Origin of the sequence: Curtobacterium sp. MCBA15_008 (assembly GCF_001865065.1) — a bacterium.
In the GTDB taxonomy this organism is placed as follows: domain Bacteria; phylum Actinomycetota; class Actinomycetes; order Actinomycetales; family Microbacteriaceae; genus Curtobacterium.
In genome coordinates this window covers 1-17,448 of record NZ_MJGN01000030.1, presented here as the reverse complement: position 1 = coordinate 17,448, position 17,448 = coordinate 1, and the positions used below count along the sequence as shown (strand labels likewise).

The following is a 17,448-nucleotide window of genomic DNA, read 5'->3' as shown; positions in this document are numbered from 1 at the left end:
ACCGCGCCTCCCGTCCGTCATCGGGTCACGTCGGTCAGTTGACCGGACCCGTGTACTTCTCGCCCGGTCCGGCGCCCGGGGCATCCGGGATCGCGGAGGCCTCGCGGAAGGCGAGCTGCACCGACCGGAGCCCGTCGCGCAGCGGACGGGCGTGGTGGTCGCCGATCTCGGTCGCGGCCGCGGTGACCAGGCCGGCCAGGGCCGTGATGAGCTTCCGGGCCTCGTCGAGGTCGGTCTGCTCCTGCGGGTCGTCCGCCAGGCCGACCTTGACGGCGGCGGCGCTGAGCAGGTGCACGGCGACGGTGTTGATGAGCTCGACCGCCGGCACCTCCGCGATGTCGCGCGCGGCGTCGTCGGCGGCGTTCCCTGCTTCGAACGGTGCTGGGGTGTCGGTCACGGTGCTCCTCTGCTAGGCTGTGTGGCGGCAGATGCTGTCTGCGTGCCCGAACTCGTGCGAACGAGGTCGAACACACCGCCAGCGTCACGAAAGAGGAGTCTCTCCCACCCGCGGCCGCGCACCACCAGGCTACCGGGTCCACACCGCTCCACCGGCGTCCGCGCCGGTCGGTCGCCCTGCTGGGGTGGCGTCGGGCGGCTGCCGAACGGGTCACGATCCGTGCGTCAGATCTCCTCTCTCGTGCCGTCGTCCAGGGCAAGAACGCTCCGGACGGCCACCACCTGATTTGAAGGAGCTCCGCATTCCCGATCCCCGTACCAACGACCGAATCCGCGTCCCCGAGGTCCGTCTTGTCGGACCCCAGGGCGAGCAGGTCGGCGTTGTCCCCATCGCCGTCGCACTGCGCCTCGCGCAGGAAGCCGAGCTGGATCTGGTCGAGGTCGCGCCGAACTCGAAGCCGCCCGTGGCCAAGATCATGGACTACGGAAAGTTCAAGTACGAGGCCGCTCAGAAGGCCAAGGAAGCGCGTCGCAACCAGGTGAACACGGACCTCAAGGAAGTCCGTTTCCGCCTGAAGATCGACGTGCACGATTACGAGACGAAGCGCAAGCGCGCCGAGGGCTTCCTCCTCGGTGGCGACAAGGTGAAGGCGATGATCCTCTTCCGTGGCCGCGAGCAGTCGCGTCCGGAGCAGGGTGTCCGTCTCCTCCAGAAGTTCGCGGAAGAGATCGCCGAGTTCGGTGTCGTCGAGTCGCGTCCAACCCAGGACGGCCGCAACATGACGATGATCATCGCCCCGCTCAAGAACAAGTCCGACGTCAAGGGCGAGCAGAACGCGAAGCGCGCTGCTCAGAAGGCCGAGCGTCGTGCGACGGAGCACGCTGCGAAGGGCAAGGACGGCGCCGACGAGCCCGCCGAGTCCGAGCAGGCCGAAGCTTCCGCCGAATAGGTCATCCCGACCGAACCGCAGTTCTCCCAACCGCAACGACGCGGCCCCCATCCACCCCACGGAAAGGCACCACGATGCCCAAGCAGAAGACCCACTCCGGGTCGAAGAAGCGCTTCAAGGTCACCGGTAGCGGCAAGATCATGAAGCAGCAGGCCGGTATGCGTCACAACCTCGAGGTCAAGTCTGCCAAGCGCAAGGCCCGCCTCAACGAGGACCAGGTCCTCTCGCCGGCTGACGCGAAGAACGTCAAGAAGCTCCTCGGCCACTGAGCCCCGCAGAACGTAAAGGAATAGATCAATGGCACGAGTAAAGAGAGCGGTCAACGCCGCCAAGAAGCGCCGCGTCATCCTCGAGCGCGCCGAGGGCTACCGCGGCCAGCGTTCGCGTCTGTACCGCAAGGCCAAGGAGCAGGTCACCCACTCCCTCGTCTACGCGTACCGCGACCGTCACGCGAAGAAGGGCGAGTTCCGTCGCCTCTGGATCCAGCGCATCAACGCTGCCTCGCGTGCGAACGGCCTGACCTACAACCGCCTCATCCAGGGTCTGAGCCTGGCCGGCGTCGAGGTCGACCGTCGCATCCTCGCCGACCTCGCGGTGAACAACCCGGAGACCTTCACGGCTCTCGTCGAGACCGCGAAGAACGCCCTCCCGGCCGACACCTCGGCCCCGAAGGCCGCGTAGTCCGTCCTGCTGTTCCCGAAGCCCTCGTTCCGTCCGCGGAACGGGGGCTTCGTGCATGCTGCGAGACTGGTCGGGTGAGCGATCTCCTCGAGAACCCCCGTGCCGGCCGCGTCAAGGCCGTTGCCGCCCTGTCCAAGAAGGACGTCCGTGCCGAGACGGGCCTCTTCCTGCTCGAGGGACCGCAGGCGGTGCGCGAGGCGATCGAGTACCGACCGGAGCTCCTCCGCGAGCTCTACGTGACGCCGACCGCGGCCGCGCGCTACGCGCTCGACGACGCCCCGGTGGACACCTGGTTCGTCACCGAGCAGGTGCTCGACGCGATGGCCGACACCGTCACCCCGCAGGGCGTGGTCGCGGTGTGCCAGCAGTTCCCGACGTCGGTGAAGGACGTCTTCCCGGACACGGCCGACAGCCTGGAGGCGCGTGGCGGCCTGCCGGGGATCGTCGCGATCCTCGAAGAGGTGCGTGACCCCGGCAACGCCGGCACGATCATCCGCGCCGCGGACGCAGCCGGTGCCGACGCGGTGGTCCTCACCGGTCGGAGCGTCGACCCGTACAACCCGAAGGTCGTGCGGTCGACCACGGGGTCGCTCTTCCACGTCCCGGTGTCGGTCGGCGTGACCCTGGCCGACGCGGTGTCCCGGGCGCGGGGCCTCGGCTACACGATCCTCGCGGCCGACGTCTCCGGCGACGACCTGCCGGACGTCCGTGCCGAGGGGATGCTCGACGGCCCGACCGCGTGGGTGTTCGGCAACGAGGCCCGCGGCCTGACGGCGGAGGACCTCGCACTGGTCGACCGCGCCGTGAAGGTGCCGATCTACGGCAAGGCCGAGTCGATGAACCTCGCGACCGCCGCGTCCGTCTGCCTCTACGAATCGGCCTTCGCGCACCGGACGGCGTAGTCCTCCACAAGGAGGTCGGTGTCCGGTTCCCTCCACCGTCCGTGCGGTGCAGGTCGGCGGTATCCCACGGGCCGGTAGGCTTGGGCCTCGTGTCAGAACCTCTCGAGATCAGCGAATCGGCCGTCGCCGACGCGGTGGACCAGGCCCTCGCGGCGGTCCGCGCCACGACGACCGTCGCCGAGCTGAAGCAGGCCCGAGCCGAGCACACCGGTGAGCAGTCGCCGTTGGCACGGATGAACGCGTCGATGCGCAGCGTCCCACCGGAGCAGAAGGCCGCAGCCGGCAAGCTCGTCGGACAGGCCCGTGGTCGCGTCAACGCGGCGATCGCCGAGCAGGAGTCCGTGCTCGCCGAGGCCGAGGAACGCGCGCGGCTCGACGCCGAGCGCGTCGACGTCACCGCGCTGCCGTCCCGTCGCACACCCGGCGCACGCCACCCGCTCTCGCTCCTCAACGAGACCGTCGCCGACATCTTCGTCGGCATGGGGTGGGAAGTGGCAGAGGGGCCCGAGCTCGAGCACGAGTGGTTCAACTTCGACGCCCTGAACTTCGACCCCGACCACCCCGCACGGGCGATGGCGGACACGATCTTCGTCGAACCCGTCGACCGGCACCTGGTCATGCGCACGCACACCTCTCCCGTGCAGGTGCGTTCGCTGCTGTCGCGTGACCTGCCGCTCTACGTCATCGCCCCCGGCCGCGTGTACCGCGCGGACGAGCTCGACGCGACCCACCTGCCCGTCTTCACCCAGGTCGAGGGCATCGCGATCGACAGGGGCCTGACCATGGCGCACCTGCGTGGCACGCTCGAGCACTTCGCGCGGCAGATGTTCGGCGCCGAGGCGCAGATCCGTCTCCGCCCGAACTACTTCCCGTTCACCGAGCCCAGCGCCGAGATGGACGTCTGGCAGCCGAACGCCAAGGGTGGCGCACGGTGGGTCGAGTGGGGTGGTTGCGGCATGGTCAACCCCAACGTCCTGCGCTCCGCCGGCATCGACCCGGACGAGTACCAGGGCTTCGCGTTCGGCATGGGCATCGAGCGGACGCTGCAGTTCCGCAACGGCCTGAACGATATGCGTGACTTCCTCGAGGGCGACATCCGCTTCTCGCAGCAGTTCGGAACGGTGGTCTGATGCGCGTCCCACTCCGTTGGCTCGGTGAGTCCGTCGACCTCCCCGACGACGTCACCCTCGAGCACGTCCACGCGGCGCTCGTGTCGGTCGGCTTCGAAGAAGAGGACGTCCACACCTACGACCTCACCGGACCGATCGTCGTCGGCCGCGTGCTCGAGCGCGAGCCGGAGCCGCAGAAGAACGGCAAGACCATCAACTGGTGCCAGGTCGACGTCGGCGAGGCCGAGCCCCGCGGCATCGTCTGCGGCGCGCACAACTTCGACGTGGGCGACCTCGTCGTGGTGACGCTCCCCGGCGCCGTCCTGCCCGGGCCGTTCCCGATTGCCGCGCGCAAGACCTACGGTCACGTGTCGGACGGCATGATCGCCTCGGCACGCGAACTCGGCCTCGGCGACGAGCACGACGGCATCCTGCGCTTCGCCGACCTCGGCATGGAGCCCGCGGTGGGTGCGGACGCCATCGAACTGCTCGGCCTCGACGACGCCGCGGTGGAGATCAACGTCACCCCGGACCGCGGCTACGTGATGAGCATGCGCGGCGTCGCGCGGGAGTACTCGCACGCCACCGGCGCCACCTTCCACGACCCGGTCGACCGAGTCACGCCCCGGACGGGCGAGGGCTTCCGCGTCACGGTCGACGACCGGGCCCCGATCCGTGGACGGGTCGGCGCGAGCACGTTCGTCACGCGAGTGGTCCGCGGCATCGATCCCACGGTGAAGACACCGGCTTGGATGGTGTCTCGCCTGGCACTGGCGGGTGTCCGTTCGATCTCGCTGCCCGTCGACATCACGAACTACGTGATGTTCGAGCTCGGGCAGCCGATGCACGGGTACGACCTCGCGAAGGTGCAGGGCGGACTCGGTGTCCGGCGGGCCACCGCGGGGGAGACGCTGACGACCCTCGACGACGTCCAGCGGACGCTCGACCCCGAGGACCTCGTCATCACCGACGACGACGGCCCCGTCGGCCTCGCCGGCGTGATGGGCGGCGCCCGGACCGAGATCTCGGACACCACGACCGACGTCCTCATCGAGGCCGCCGGCTTCGACCAGGTGTCGATCGCGCGCACTGCTCGTCGCCACAAGCTGCCGAGCGAGGCGTCCCGCCGCTTCGAGCGCGGGGTCGACCCGCTCGTCGCCGAGGCCGCGGCCAACCGTGCCGTCGACCTGCTCGTCGAGCTCGCGGGTGGCACGCCCGATGCGCTCGGCTCGACGCTGGTCGACACCGCTCCCCGCCCGACCGTGTCGATGCGTCGGACCCGTCCGGCCGAGGTGGTCGGCGTCGAGTACACCGAGGGCGAGGTCATCGACACCCTCCGGGCGATCGGTGCCGCGGTCGAGTCCGACGGTGAGCTGCTCGTCGTCACCCCGCCGACCTGGCGCCCCGACCTCACCGACGACACGACCCTGGTGGAAGAGGTCGCCCGCATCGTCGGGTACGACCGCATCCCGAGCGTCCTGCCGGTCGCGCCGCCCGGCCGCGGTCTGACCGGGCACCAGCTCGCACGCCGCCGGGTCGCCGCGGCCCTCGCCGCCGACGGTCTGGTCGAGGTCGTGACCGCCCCGTTCGTCTCGCGCTCCACGCAGGACGCCTACCCGGGCATCGACGGTGACGGCGGACCGAGCGTCGTGCTCGCGAACGCGCTCGACAGCGAGCAGAGCCTGCTGCGGCGGAGCGGTCTGCCGGCCCTCGTCGACGCCGCTCGTCGGAACGTGTCGCGCGGCCTGGTCGACGTCGCCGTGTACGAGACCTCCCGGGTGTTCCTGCCGGGCGAGGGCGTCACGCTCGGCACCGACTTGGTGCCCGTCGGAGCCGTGCTCCCCGACCGCGAGACCCTTGCCGCGCTCGACGCGTCCCTGCCCCCGCAGCCGTTCCACGTGTCCGCACTGCTCACCGGCAACCGCGTGGTCAAGCAGCCCGGCGTCCTGCCCGAGCCCTACGGCATCGCGGACGCCCTCGACGTCGCGCAGTCCGTGGCGTGGGCCGTCGGAGTCGAGCTGACCGTGGCCCAGACCAGCCACCCCTCGCTCCACCCGGGCCGTGCTGCGTCGCTCCTCGTGGGCGACACCGTCGTCGGCGTCGCGGGTGAACTGCTGCCCGAGCTGACCGACGCCGCGGTGCTGCCGCGCGTGGTCGCCGTCGTCGAGCTCGACCTCGACGCCCTGGTCGGTGCCGCACCCGAACTCGTGTCGGTGGCGCCGATCGTGTCCTACCCTGCGGCGACGCAGGACCTCTCGCTCGTCGTCGGTTCCGACGTCCCGGCGGGCGAAGTACTGGATGCGGTCGTGACTGGTGCCGGAGACCTCCTGGAGTATGCTCGGCTCGTGGATGACTACCGGGGCACCGGCGTGGACGAGGGACAGAAGTCCCTGACGTTCGCGCTGCGCTTCCGCGCCACGGACCGCACCCTGACCGCTGCCGAGGCCACCGAGGCCCGTGACGGCGCCGTCCGACGTGCCGGCGAGCGATTCGGGGCGACCCTGCGCGACTGATCCACGGGATCAGCACCGCCCGGGGTCGCCGCCTCCGACTCTCTCGACGACCAGTCCGACCAAAGGTGGAATCCCATGTCCGTATCCGTCGCCGTGGCGGGAGCCTCCGGCTACGCGGGCGGTGAGCTCCTGCGGGTGCTCTCCGGCCATCCCGAATTCGACGTCAGGACGGTGACGGCGTTCTCGAACGCCGGACAGCCGCTCATCGCGACGCAGCCGCACCTCCGCTCGTTGTCGCACCTGACCCTCGTCGAGACGACGGCGGAGAACCTGCGCGGGCACGACGTGGTCTTCCTCGCCCTGCCGCACGGCCAGTCCGGTGCGATCACGGCCGAGCTCGGCGACGACGCCCTGGTCGTCGACTGCGGTGCGGACCACCGGCTGACCGACCCTGCGGCATGGCAGGCCTTCTACGGCGGCGAGTACCACGGCGCGTGGACCTACGGCCTCCCGGAACTGCTGCACGCGGCGCCGACGCCCGGCTCCGCCGAAGAGTGGCGCGACGTCGACGACATCCAGACGCAGGGTCGCCAGCGCGAGGCCCTCGTCGGCACGAAGCGGATCGCGGTCCCGGGCTGCAACGTCACGGCGGTCACCCTCGGCATCCAGCCCGGCATCCAGGCCGGCCTCGTGCACGCCGACGACATCGTCGCCGTGCTGAGCGTCGGCCCGAGCGGCGCCGGCAAGAAGCTCGAGACCACCTACCTCGCGTCCGAGATCATGGGATCCGCCAGTGCGTACGCGGTGGGCGGGAAGCACCGGCACATCCCGGAGATCCAGCAGAACCTCGCGGTCGCCGGCGCCTCCGACGTCACGATCTCGTTCACGCCGGTCCTCGTCCCGATGTCCCGCGGCATCCTCGCCACGACGACGGCGAAGCTCGCGCCCGGGGTCAGCGCCCGCGACGTCCGGCTCGCGTGGGAGCAGGCCTACGGCGACGAGCCGTTCGTGCACCTGCTGCCCGAGGGTCAGTTCCCCCGGGTCGCCGACACCATCGGGGCCAACACGGCACTGATCGGCATCGCCGTCGACGAGGCCGCAGGCCGCGTCGTCGCGGTGACTGCGCTCGACAACCTGGCGAAGGGCACGGCGGGCGCCGCCGTGCAGTCGACCAACATCGCCCTGGGCTTCCCGGAGACCCTCGGCCTCACCGTGGACGGGGTTGCACCGTGACCGAGACCGACGTGACCGGTACCGACCAGACCGACCCGAGCCTCCAGGGCGTCACCGCGGCAGCGGGCTTCCGCGCCGCCGGTGCGACCGCCGGACTGAAGACGAGCGGCAACCCCGACGTGGCACTCGTCGTGAACGACGGCCCGTCAGCGGCCGTGGCCGCGGTGTTCACCAGCAACCGCGCACAGGCGCACCCCGTGATCTGGTCCCGCCAGGTCGTCGGGGACGGCGTCGCGAAGGCCGTGTTCCTCAACTCCGGCGGCGCGAACTGCTTCACGGGCCCGTTCGGGTTCCAGACCACCCACATGACGGCCGAGGCCGTGGGGGACGCCCTCGGGATCGGTGCCGGCGACGTCGTCGTCTGCTCCACCGGGCTCATCGGCGTCGGCGACCAGCGCTTCCGCGACGGCGTGCTCGCTGGTGTCGCCCTGACGGCCGAGGCGCTGTCCGACGACGGCGGGCCCGATGCCGCCGCGGCGATCATGACCACCGACACCCGGGCGAAGCAGTCCGCCGTGACCGAGGACGGCTGGACCGTCGGCGGCATGGCGAAGGGTGCCGGCATGCTGGCGCCCGGCCTCGCGACGATGCTCGTGGTGATCACCACCGACGCCGTCCTGTCGGCGGACGAGCTCGACCAGGCGCTCCGTGCCGCGACCCGGGTGACCTTCGACCGTGTCGACTCCGACGGTTGCATGTCGACGAACGACACCGTGGTGCTGATGTCCTCCGGCGCGAGCGGCGTCACACCCGAGGTCGGCGACTTCCAAGAGGCCCTGACCGCGGTGTGCGCCGACCTCGCGCGCCAGCTGCAGCAGGACGCCGAGGGCGCGAGCCACGACATCGCGATCACGGTCGTGAACGCCGCCACCGAGGACGACGCCGTGACCGTCGGCCGGAGCGTGGCGCGGAACAACCTGTTCAAGGCCGCGGTGTTCGGCAACGACCCGAACTGGGGCCGGGTGCTCGCGGCGATCGGCACGACCGACGCCGAGTTCGACCCGTACGCCGTCGACGTCTCGATGAACGGGGTCCGCGTCTGCCACGCCGGCGCCCCGGACCAGCCGAGCGACAGCGTCGACCTGACGCCGCGCGACACGCACGTGCTCATCGACCTCGGCGTCGGTCCCCACGCGGCGACGATCCTCACGAACGACCTCACGCACGACTACGTGCACGAGAACAGCGCGTACTCCAGCTGATGAGCGACCTGACGAAGCAAGAAGAGCACGAGCTCGCGGCGGTCAAGGCCGCGACGCTCATCGAGTCCCTGCCGTGGCTGAAGCGGTTCTCCGGCAAGATCGTCGTCGTCAAGTTCGGCGGCAACGCGATGATCAACGAGGACCTCAAGCGCGCGTTCGCCGAGGACATGGTCTACCTCCGGTACGCCGGCCTGCACCCGGTCGTCGTGCACGGCGGCGGCCCGCAGATCTCCGCCGCGCTCAAGGAGCAGGGCATCGAGTCCGAGTTCCGCGGCGGCTACCGCGTCACCACGACCGAGGCGATCACGGTGGTGCGTGACGTCCTCGCGGGTGAGGTCAACCGCGAGATCGTCGACCTGGTCAACGAGCACGGCGACGGTCTGGCCGTCGGTGTGTTCGGCGACGGCGGGTCCCTGTTCACCGGCGAGAAGAAGGGTGTCGTCGTCGACGGCGAGCACTTCGACCTCGGACATGTCGGGGACATCACGCACGTCGACCCGTCGGGAGTCCTCGCGGCGATCGAGGCGGGCCGCATCCCGGTCGTCTCGAGCATCGCCATCGACGACGCCCACCCCGACCAGGCGCTCAACGTGAACGCCGACGCGGCAGCGGGTGCGCTCGCGATCGCCCTCAAGGCGTCCAAGCTCATGATGCTCACCGACGTCCCGGGCCTCTACCGCAACTGGCCGGACCGCGACTCGATCGTCGACCTCATCGCGGTCGAGGAGCTCCGCGAGCTCCTGCCGTCCCTCGAGTCGGGCATGATCCCGAAGATGACCGCGTGCCTCGACGCCGTGGTCGGCGGGGTCGGCGGCGCCACGATCATCGACGGCCGGATCCCGCACTCGATCCTGCTCGAGGTCTTCACCCTGCGGGGCGCGGGCACCGAGGTGATCCCGGACCCGAGCCGCCGCACCGAGAACCAGATGACCCACGCCGAGATCGGCCGACGAGTTGCGTCGCCGACGAGCACCGCCGGACTGGGCGCCGGCCGCCCGAGCACCGGCGGCCGCCACGAAGCCAGCACGATCGAGCGATCCAGCACGACTGAGGAAGGACAAGCGCAGTGAGCACCGAGACGCAGACCGAGACCTGGAACGACCGGTTCAGGGCGTCGCTCATGCGATCCCTGACCCCGCCGAAGATCATGCTCGAGCGTGGTCAGGGCTGCCGCGTGTGGGACGTCGAGGGCAACGAGTACCTCGACTTCCTCGCCGGCATCGCGGTGAACTCCCTCGGACACGCCCACCCCGCGCTCGTCGAGGCGATCTCGGACCAGGCCGCGAAGCTCGTGCACGTGTCGAACTACTTCGCGACGCCGCCGCAGCTCGAGCTCGCCGAACGACTGAAGCGCATCACCGGCGCCGGCGACACCGGCCGCGTGTACTTCGGCAACTCCGGTGCCGAGGCGAACGAGGCCGCGTTCAAGCTCGCCCGGCTCAACAAGGGCGCCGACGGCCGCAAGACCCGCATCCTCGCGCTGAAGCAGGGCTTCCACGGCCGCACGATGGGCGCCCTCGCGCTCACCGGGAAGCCCGCCCTGCAAGAGGACTTCCTGCCGATGGTCCCGGGCGTCGAGCACATCGACTCCACGGTCGCGGCGCTCGAGGAGTCCATCGACGACACCGTCGCCGCGCTCTTCATCGAGCCGATCAAGGGCGAGGCCGGCGTCGTCGACCTGCCCGAGGGCTTCCTGCAGACCGCCCGACGCCTCACCGAGGAGCACGGCGCACTGCTCGTCCTCGACGAGATCCAGACCGGGGTCGGCCGCACGGGCAACTGGTTCGCCTTCCAGGGCCACGGCTTCGAGCCCGACGCGGTCACGGTCGCGAAGGGCATCGCCGGCGGGTTCCCGATCGGCGCACTCGTGACCTTCGGCTGGGCCTCGGACCTCTTCTCGGCCGGTCAGCACGGTTCGACGTTCGGCGGCAACCCCCTCGGCACCCGCGTGGCGAACGCGGTGCTCGCCGAGATCGAGCGTGCCGACCTCGTCGCGGGCGCCGTCACCAAGGGCGAGCGCATCCGGGCCGGCATCGCCGCGCTGGGGTCCCCGCTCGTCGAAGAGGTCCGTGGCACGGGCCTCCTCATCGGCGTCGGGCTCTCCGGCCCCGTCGCGGCCGCGATCAGCGCAGACGCGCTCGGGCGTGGCCTCATCATCAACGCCCCGAACGAGTCGAGCCTGCGCATCGCGCCGCCGCTCATCGTGTCCGACGCCGAGATCGACGAGTTCGTGTCGATCCTCGCCCAGAGCCTCGCGGCCGTCGCTGCCGCCCAGGAGACCACCGCATGACCCGCCACTTCCTCCGGGACGACGACCTCAGCCAGGCCGAGCAGTCCGCCATCCTCGACCTCGCGGCCCAGATGAAGGCCGACCGCTGGGGTGCGAAGCCCCTCGCCGGGCCGCAGAGCGTCGCGGTGATCTTCGACAAGTCGTCGACCCGCACCCGGGTGTCCTTCCACGTCGGCATCTCCGACCTCGGGGGCAGTCCGCTCATCATCTCGACGGCGAACAGCCAGCTCGGCGGCAAGGAGACCCCGACGGACACCGCACGGGTGCTCGAGCGCATGGTGTCCGCGATCGTCTGGCGCACCTACGGCCAGGCGGGGCTCGAGGAGATGGCAGCGAACACCAGCGTGCCCGTGGTGAACGCGCTCTCCGACGACTTCCACCCGTGCCAGCTCCTCGCCGACCTGCTGACCATCCGCGAACACCGCGGGACCCTCGCCGGCCAGACCGTCGCCTTCATCGGCGACGGGGCGAGCAACATGGCGCAGTCGTACCTGCTCGCCGGTGCGACGGCGGGCATGCACGTCCGGGTCGCCGCACCCGCCGAGTTCTCGCCCGCGGCCGAGGTCGTCTCCGACGCCGAGCGTCGCGCGGCCGAGACCGGCGGGTCGGTCCTGGTCGTCACGGACCCGGTCGCCGCGGTCGCCGGAGCCGACGTCGTCGTCACCGACACCTGGGTCTCGATGGGGAAGGAAGACGAGAAGCAGGCGCGGCTCGACACCTTCAACGGCTACCGGGTGGACGACGCCCTGATGGCACACGCCGCCGACGACGCGGTGTTCATGCACTGCCTGCCCGCCGACCGTGGCTTCGAGGTCACGGCCGAGGTCATCGACGGCCCGCGCAGCATCATCTGGGACGAGGCGGAGAACCGTCTGCACGCGCAGAAGGCCCTCCTCGCCTGGCTCCTCGCAGCGAACGCGACCGCCTCGGGCGCGACCGCCTCGGGCGCGACCGCCTCGGGCGCGACCGCCTCGGGCGCCACCGCCGCGAACGCGACCGCAGGCGTCTGACCAGGAGTCCGAAGTGGCAGACCGCGTCGTCCTCGCGTACTCCGGCGGCCTCGACACCTCCGTCGGGATCGGTCGGCTGCGCGACGCCACGGGCAAGGACGTCGTCGCACTCGTGGTCGACGTCGGCCAGGGCGGCGATGACCTCGGCGCGATCCGGCAGCGTGCCCTCGACTGCGGCGCCGTCGAGGCGATCGTCGTCGACGCGAAGGACGAGTTCGCCGACGACCACGTGGCACCTGCGCTGAAGGCGAACGCCCTCCACCAGAAGCGCTACCCGCTGGTCTCCGCCCTGAGCCGACCGCTCATCGCGAAGCACCTGGCCCTGACGGCGAAGCAGCTCGGCGCGGACAGCGTCGCGCACGGCTGCACCGGCAAGGGCAACGACCAGGTCCGCTTCGAGGCCGCGGTCGCCGCGATCGCCCCCGACCTGACGAGCCTGGCGCCGGTGCGGGACCTCGCGCTCACCCGAGACCTCGCGATCGCGTACGCGAACGAGCACGGGCTCCCGGTCGAGGAGCGCTCCCCGGCCGACCGACACGTCTCGGTCGACCAGAACGTGTGGGGGCGTGCGGTGGAGACCGGACCGCTCGAGGACCCGTGGAGCGCGCCGACAGAGGACCTCTATGCGTACACGCAGGACCCGACGGTCCCGCGCGACCCGGACGAGGTGACGATCACGTTCGAGCAGGGAGTCCCGGTCGCCCTCGACGGGCAGCGGTTCAGCGTGCTGCGGATCGTGCAGGAGCTGAACGCCCTGGCCGGCAAGCACGGCGTCGGGCGCATCGACGTCATGGAGGACCGCGTGGTCGGCATCAAGTCGCGCGAGGTGTACGAGGCACCGGCAGCGGTCGCGCTCATCGCCGCGCACGAGGAACTCGAGAGCCTGACGCTCGAGCGCGACGTGAACCGGTACAAACGGCACGTCGAGGCCGAGTGGGCGGACCTCGTGTACGACGGGCTGTGGTTCGGTGGACTCAAGCGGAGCCTCGACGCCTTCATCGACCACACCCAGCTGCACGTGTCGGGCGACGTCCGGCTGCAGCTGCACGGCGGGCGCGCGGTGGTCACGGGGCGCCGGTCGAGCCAGAGCCTCTACGACTTCGAGCTCGCCACCTCCGACACCGGTGACGCGTTCGACCAGTCACAGGCGAAGGGGTTCACCGACATCTGGGCGCTGCCGAGCCGAATCGCCGCCCGCCGCGACCGGGCCAACTGACGGCGCGACACCCGAGCCACCAAGCCACCAAGACACCAAGACCTCCAAGACCTCCAAGACCTCCAAGCCACCACGACCGACGCCCCACGACGAACGAGCAGAGCGAGACATGACCGACGCGAACCAGCCCGCCGCCAAGACCGACGCCACCAACACCGGCGCCCTCTGGGGCGGCCGCTTCGCCGACGGCCCGAGCGCCGAGCTCGCCGCGCTGTCCCGGTCGACGCAGTTCGACTGGCAGCTCGCCCCCTACGACATCGCCGGGTCCCGCGCCCACGCCCGCGCACTGCAGACCGCCGGGTACCTCACCGAGGACGAGCTCGAGCGGATGCTGGCCGGCCTCGACCGTCTCGAGAGCGCGCACGCCGACGGCACCCTCGTGCCGGACGACGGCGACGAGGACGTGCACGGTGCCCTCGAGCGGATCCTCATCGCGGACGTCGGTCCCGAGCTGGGCGGCAAGCTCCGCGCCGGGCGCAGCCGCAACGACCAGATCGCGACCCTCGGCCGCATGCACATGCTCGACCACGGCCGGCGCATCGGTCGGCTCGTGATCGACCTGGTGGACGCGCTGAGCCAGCAGGCGAACGAGCACCCGGGCGCGATCATGCCGGGCCGCACGCACCTGCAGCACGCGCAGCCGGTCCTCCTCGCGCACCACCTCCTGGCGCACGCCTGGCCGCTGGTCCGCGACCTCGAACGGCTCCGCGACTGGGCGGACCGGGCGAGCGTGAGCCCGTACGGCGCGGGTGCGCTCGCGGGGAGCTCGCTCGGCCTCGACCCGGCGGCGATCGCCCGCGAGCTCGGCTTCGCCCGCCCCGCGGACAACTCGATCGACGCCACGGCGGCCCGCGACGTGGTGGCGGAGTTCGCGTTCGTCCTGGCGCAGGTCGGCATCGACGTGTCGCGTCTGGCGGAGGAGATCATCCTCTGGAACACCAAGGAGTTCGGCTTCGTCCGGCTGCACGACGCGTTCTCAACCGGGTCGAGCATCATGCCGCAGAAGAAGAACCCGGACATCGCCGAGCTCGCACGCGGCAAGTCCGGTCGGCTCATCGGCAACCTGACCGGTCTCCTCGCGACGCTGAAGGGCCTGCCTCTGGCGTACAACCGCGACCTGCAGGAGGACAAGGAGCCCGTCTTCGACTCCGTCGCCCAGCTCGAGGTGCTCCTGCCGGCCTTCACCGGCATGGTCGCGACGCTGTCCTTCGACACCGAGCGGATGGCCGAGCTCGCCCCGCAGGGCTTCTCCCTCGCGACGGACGTCGCCGAGTGGCTGGTGCGTCAGGGCGTCCCGTTCCGGGACGCGCACGAGATCTCGGGTGCGCTCGTCCGGTACTGCGAGGACCACGGCCTCGAGCTCGACCAGCCGACCGACGACGAGTACCGCGCGGTGTCCGAGCACCTGACGCCGGAGGTCCGCGCCGTCCTGACGATCGAGGGCAGCGTCGCGTCGCGTGCCGGCGTGGGCGGGACGGCGCCCGATCGGGTCGCCGAGCAGCTCGCCTCGCTCACCCGTCGCGTGCACGACCTGGCCGAGGGCGTGCCCTTCACGCGATGACCGACGCCGTCCTCGCGCTCCTCTCCGAGCCGGCCCCGGTGTCCGCACCGGCGCTCCTCGGTGCGACGATCGCCGGCAAGGGCGTGACGCTCCGCATCACCGAGGTCGAGGCCTACTTCGGCCCGACCGACCCCGGCTCGCACGGCCACCGCGGGCCGACGCCGCGCAACCGGCACCTGTTCGGTCCACCGGGGACCCTGTACGCGTACCGGTCGTACGGCATCCACACCTGCGTCAACGTGGTGAGTGCGCCGGCGGGGACGTCCTCCGGCTCGCTGCTGCGCGGCGCCGAGGTGATCGACGGCGTCGAGACGGCTCGCGCGCGGCGTGGCCCGTCCGTCGCGGACGTCGCCCTGGCGCGGGGACCCGGCAACCTCGGCGGTGCGCTCGGAGCGGTCCTCGGCGAGGACGACGGCACGGCGCTCCTCGACGGTTCCGGTCCGTACGTGCTGACGCTGGCACCCGGCCTGGAGGCGCGGCTCGCCTCCGCCGGTCCGGCCCGCGTCGTCGAGGAACTCCTGCTCGAGACCCGCCCCGGCCCCCTCGGGACCGGTCCGGTCCCGCGCATCTCGCGCGGGCCGCGCACCGGCGTCGGCGGCATCGCCGGCGGTGCGCGGTTCCCCTGGCGGTTCTGGTTGACGGGTGACCCGACGGTCTCGACGTACCGACGGCACAAGGGCGCCCTGGACTAGCGGGGCCGCACCGCGCCTCCAGGCCTGCCCGCGCCGCTACGATGGCGGGGTGTCCAGTGAAGCCGCTCACGATGTCCTGACGCGCCAGCAGAACGACCCGACCTTCGCCTCGGTCTGGGACGAACTGCGCTGGCGCGATCTGGTGCACGTCTCGACCGACGAGACCGCACTGCAAGAGGCCCTCGACGGCGAGCCGATCACGTACTACTGCGGCTTCGACCCGACCGCGGCGTCGCTGCACTGCGGCAACCTCCTGCAGCTCCTGACGATGCGGCGGATCCAGCTGGCCGGGCACCGGCCGCTCGCGCTGGTGGGTGGATCGACCGGGCTCATCGGCGATCCGCGTCCCACCGCCGAGCGCACCCTGAACACCCCGGAGACGGTCGCCGACTGGGTGACCCGCCTGCAGGGACAGGTCTCGCGCTTCCTCAGTCCGGACGGGGACAACGGCGTCCGGCTGGTGAACAACCTCGACTGGACGGCACCGCTGTCCGCGATCGACTTCCTCCGCGACATCGGCAAGTACTTCCGCGTCAACTCGATGCTCAAGAAGGACGCCGTCGCCGCGCGTCTCAACTCGGACGCGGGGATCAGCTACACGGAGTTCAGCTACCAGATCCTGCAGGGACTCGACTACCGCGAGCTGTTCCTGCACTACGGGTGCACGCTCCAGACGGGCGGTTCCGACCAGTGGGGCAACCTGACCTCGGGGACGGAACTGATCCGGCGGACCGAGGGCAAGGCGGTGCACGCGCTGGGGACGCCCCTCATCACGAACTCGGACGGCACGAAGTTCGGCAAGAGCGAGGGCAACGCGATCTGGCTCGACCCGGAGATGACGTCGCCGTACGCCTTCTACCAGTTCTGGCTCAACACGTCGGACGCCGACGTGATCCCGCGGTTGCGGCAGTTCACGTTCCTGTCCCGCGCAGAGGTCGAGCGGCTCGAGCAGGCGGTGGCCGACGAGCCCTTCCGCCGAGAGGCCCAGCGGACCCTGGCGGTCGAGGTCACCACGATCGTGCACGGGCCCGAGGCGACGCAGGCGGCGATCGACGCGTCGGCTGCGCTCTTCGGCAACGGTGACCTCGGGGCGCTCGACACCGCGACCCTGCGCTCGGCGATCGCGGAACTGCCGGGCTCCGTGACCCTGGCCGGCGATGCGGACGTGGCCCGGGCGCTCGTCGACACCGAACTCGTGAAGTCCCTCGGCGAAGCCCGTCGTGCGATCGACCAGGGCGGCGTGTACGTGAACAACACCCGCGCCGATGATCCGGCGACCCCGCTGTCCGACCTCGCCTTGCCCGGGGGAGTGCTCGTCCTCCGTCGTGGCAAGAAGACCCTCGCGGGCGTCACGCTCTCCTGATCGTCGACGCCCGTCGACGCCCGTCGGTGCCCGGTTCCCCTGGTGGGAGCCGGGCATCGCTGCGTTCCAGGCGATTTGTTGCAGAAGGCGACACGCCCGGGATGTGACGCGTCTTGGCGCACCCGCCGAACGCTGCGTATAGTTCTTACTCGTCACCCCAAAGGTGCGGCGGAGCGGCTGGAGCGAAAGCCCAGAGCACGCCGGCCCTCAAGCGGGACCATCCTCCACTGAAGTTCAGATCTGGCCTTGCGCTGGATCGCTTCGACGCCTAGGATGACTACTCCACCGGTTCTCTCCCTCGGGATGAGCCACAGGGCCTCTGGTCCGACGCAGGCTTCGGTCTGACCGGTGACACCAAGATCGAAATGCCTCTCTGGCGGAACCTCTTTC

The 17,448-nt window shown here is 70.9% G+C and carries 16 protein-coding genes and 1 pseudogene; 15 read left to right on the top strand and 2 right to left on the bottom strand.

Going from position 1 to position 17,448, the window contains the following annotated elements; translation table 11 throughout:
* Positions 1-34 precede the first annotated feature (34 nt).
* A complete protein-coding gene (locus BIU96_RS12795; RefSeq protein WP_071293003.1) occupies positions 35-397 on the bottom strand; it encodes a DUF1844 domain-containing protein in 363 nt (120 codons plus the stop codon).
* Positions 398-683: 286 nt separating this feature from the next.
* Here BIU96_RS12795 and infC point away from each other — a divergent pair, with 286 nt between their 5' ends.
* The 15 genes and pseudogenes from infC to tyrS all read left to right on the top strand — a co-directional run bounded on the left by infC (position 684) and on the right by tyrS (position 17,058).
* Positions 684-1,346, top strand: coding sequence for a translation initiation factor IF-3 (infC, locus tag BIU96_RS12790; RefSeq protein WP_083402889.1), 663 nt, complete (start codon positions 684-686; stop codon positions 1,344-1,346).
* Positions 1,347-1,420: 74 nt separating this feature from the next.
* The gene (rpmI, locus tag BIU96_RS12785) at positions 1,421-1,615 is read left to right on the top strand and encodes a 50S ribosomal protein L35 (protein ID WP_071293002.1); all 195 of its coding nucleotides are present in this window, start codon (positions 1,421-1,423) and stop codon (positions 1,613-1,615) included.
* 28 nt (positions 1,616-1,643) lie between these two features.
* Complete coding sequence (gene rplT, locus BIU96_RS12780) at positions 1,644-2,027, top strand: 50S ribosomal protein L20 (RefSeq protein WP_071293001.1); 384 nt, start codon at positions 1,644-1,646, stop codon at positions 2,025-2,027.
* Positions 2,028-2,101: 74 nt separating this feature from the next.
* On the top strand, positions 2,102-2,929 hold the full coding sequence (locus BIU96_RS12775) for an RNA methyltransferase (RefSeq protein ID WP_071293000.1): 828 nt from the start codon (positions 2,102-2,104) through the stop codon (positions 2,927-2,929).
* A gap of 89 nt (positions 2,930-3,018) precedes the next feature.
* Entirely contained in the window at positions 3,019-4,059 is a 1,041-nt protein-coding gene (pheS, locus tag BIU96_RS12770; RefSeq protein ID WP_071293005.1) for a phenylalanine--tRNA ligase subunit alpha, read from the top strand.
* Positions 4,059-6,551 carry a phenylalanine--tRNA ligase subunit beta gene (gene pheT, locus BIU96_RS12765; RefSeq protein ID WP_071292999.1) on the top strand — a complete coding sequence of 831 codons (2,493 nt, stop codon included), beginning with the start codon at positions 4,059-4,061 and terminating at the stop codon, positions 6,549-6,551. The genes pheS and pheT overlap by 1 nt, the downstream gene beginning before the upstream one ends.
* A gap of 75 nt (positions 6,552-6,626) precedes the next feature.
* On the top strand, positions 6,627-7,724 hold the full coding sequence (locus BIU96_RS12760) for an N-acetyl-gamma-glutamyl-phosphate reductase (RefSeq protein WP_071292998.1): 1,098 nt from the start codon (positions 6,627-6,629) through the stop codon (positions 7,722-7,724).
* Positions 7,721-8,926 carry a bifunctional glutamate N-acetyltransferase/amino-acid acetyltransferase ArgJ gene (argJ, locus tag BIU96_RS12755; RefSeq protein ID WP_254786138.1) on the top strand — a complete coding sequence of 402 codons (1,206 nt, stop codon included), beginning with the start codon at positions 7,721-7,723 and terminating at the stop codon, positions 8,924-8,926. The genes BIU96_RS12760 and argJ overlap by 4 nt, the downstream gene beginning before the upstream one ends.
* A complete protein-coding gene (gene argB, locus BIU96_RS12750) occupies positions 8,926-9,996 on the top strand; it encodes an acetylglutamate kinase (RefSeq protein WP_175477546.1) in 1,071 nt (356 codons plus the stop codon). The genes argJ and argB overlap by 1 nt, the downstream gene beginning before the upstream one ends.
* The gene (locus tag BIU96_RS12745; protein ID WP_071292997.1) at positions 9,993-11,216 is read left to right on the top strand and encodes an acetylornithine transaminase; all 1,224 of its coding nucleotides are present in this window, start codon (positions 9,993-9,995) and stop codon (positions 11,214-11,216) included. Before argB ends, BIU96_RS12745 begins: the two co-directional genes overlap by 4 nt.
* Positions 11,213-12,133: pseudogene (gene argF / locus BIU96_RS12740) on the top strand (ornithine carbamoyltransferase); the annotation flags it as partial. The gene BIU96_RS12745 and the pseudogene argF, both read left to right, overlap by 4 nt.
* Before the next feature lie 106 nt (positions 12,134-12,239).
* Positions 12,240-13,442 carry an argininosuccinate synthase gene (locus BIU96_RS12735; protein WP_071292996.1) on the top strand — a complete coding sequence of 401 codons (1,203 nt, stop codon included), beginning with the start codon at positions 12,240-12,242 and terminating at the stop codon, positions 13,440-13,442.
* A 109-nt stretch (positions 13,443-13,551) separates the two neighbouring features.
* Positions 13,552-15,003 (top strand): argininosuccinate lyase, encoded by a 1,452-nt coding sequence (gene argH / locus BIU96_RS12730; protein WP_071292995.1) that lies wholly within the window; start codon positions 13,552-13,554, stop codon positions 15,001-15,003.
* Positions 15,000-15,695: a DNA-3-methyladenine glycosylase gene (locus tag BIU96_RS12725; protein ID WP_071292994.1), complete on the top strand. Its 696-nt coding sequence runs from the start codon at positions 15,000-15,002 to the stop codon at positions 15,693-15,695. Before argH ends, BIU96_RS12725 begins: the two co-directional genes overlap by 4 nt.
* Positions 15,696-15,744: 49 nt before the next feature.
* Positions 15,745-17,058: a tyrosine--tRNA ligase gene (tyrS, locus tag BIU96_RS12720; RefSeq protein ID WP_071292993.1), complete on the top strand. Its 1,314-nt coding sequence runs from the start codon at positions 15,745-15,747 to the stop codon at positions 17,056-17,058.
* Between the two features lie 152 nt (positions 17,059-17,210).
* Here the strand turns inward: tyrS and BIU96_RS20100 are convergent.
* The coding region (locus tag BIU96_RS20100; RefSeq protein ID WP_217642265.1) for a hypothetical protein at positions 17,211-17,448 on the bottom strand (238 nt) is incomplete at its 5' end.

Excerpts from the sequence above, each read along its gene's own strand:
- rpmI (WP_071293002.1), top strand. The coding sequence starts at position 1,421 with ATGCCCAAGCAGAAGACCCACTCCGGGTCGAAGAAGCGCTTCAAGGTC.
- argB (WP_175477546.1), top strand. The coding sequence starts at position 8,926 with ATGAGCGACCTGACGAAGCAAGAAGAGCACGAGCTCGCGGCGGTCAAG.
- BIU96_RS12725 (WP_071292994.1), top strand. The coding sequence starts at position 15,000 with ATGACCGACGCCGTCCTCGCGCTCCTCTCCGAGCCGGCCCCGGTGTCC.
- BIU96_RS12760 (WP_071292998.1), top strand. The coding sequence starts at position 6,627 with ATGTCCGTATCCGTCGCCGTGGCGGGAGCCTCCGGCTACGCGGGCGGT.
- pheT (WP_071292999.1), top strand. The coding sequence starts at position 4,059 with ATGCGCGTCCCACTCCGTTGGCTCGGTGAGTCCGTCGACCTCCCCGAC.
- argH (WP_071292995.1), top strand. The coding sequence starts at position 13,552 with ATGACCGACGCGAACCAGCCCGCCGCCAAGACCGACGCCACCAACACC.
- rplT (WP_071293001.1), top strand. The coding sequence starts at position 1,644 with ATGGCACGAGTAAAGAGAGCGGTCAACGCCGCCAAGAAGCGCCGCGTC.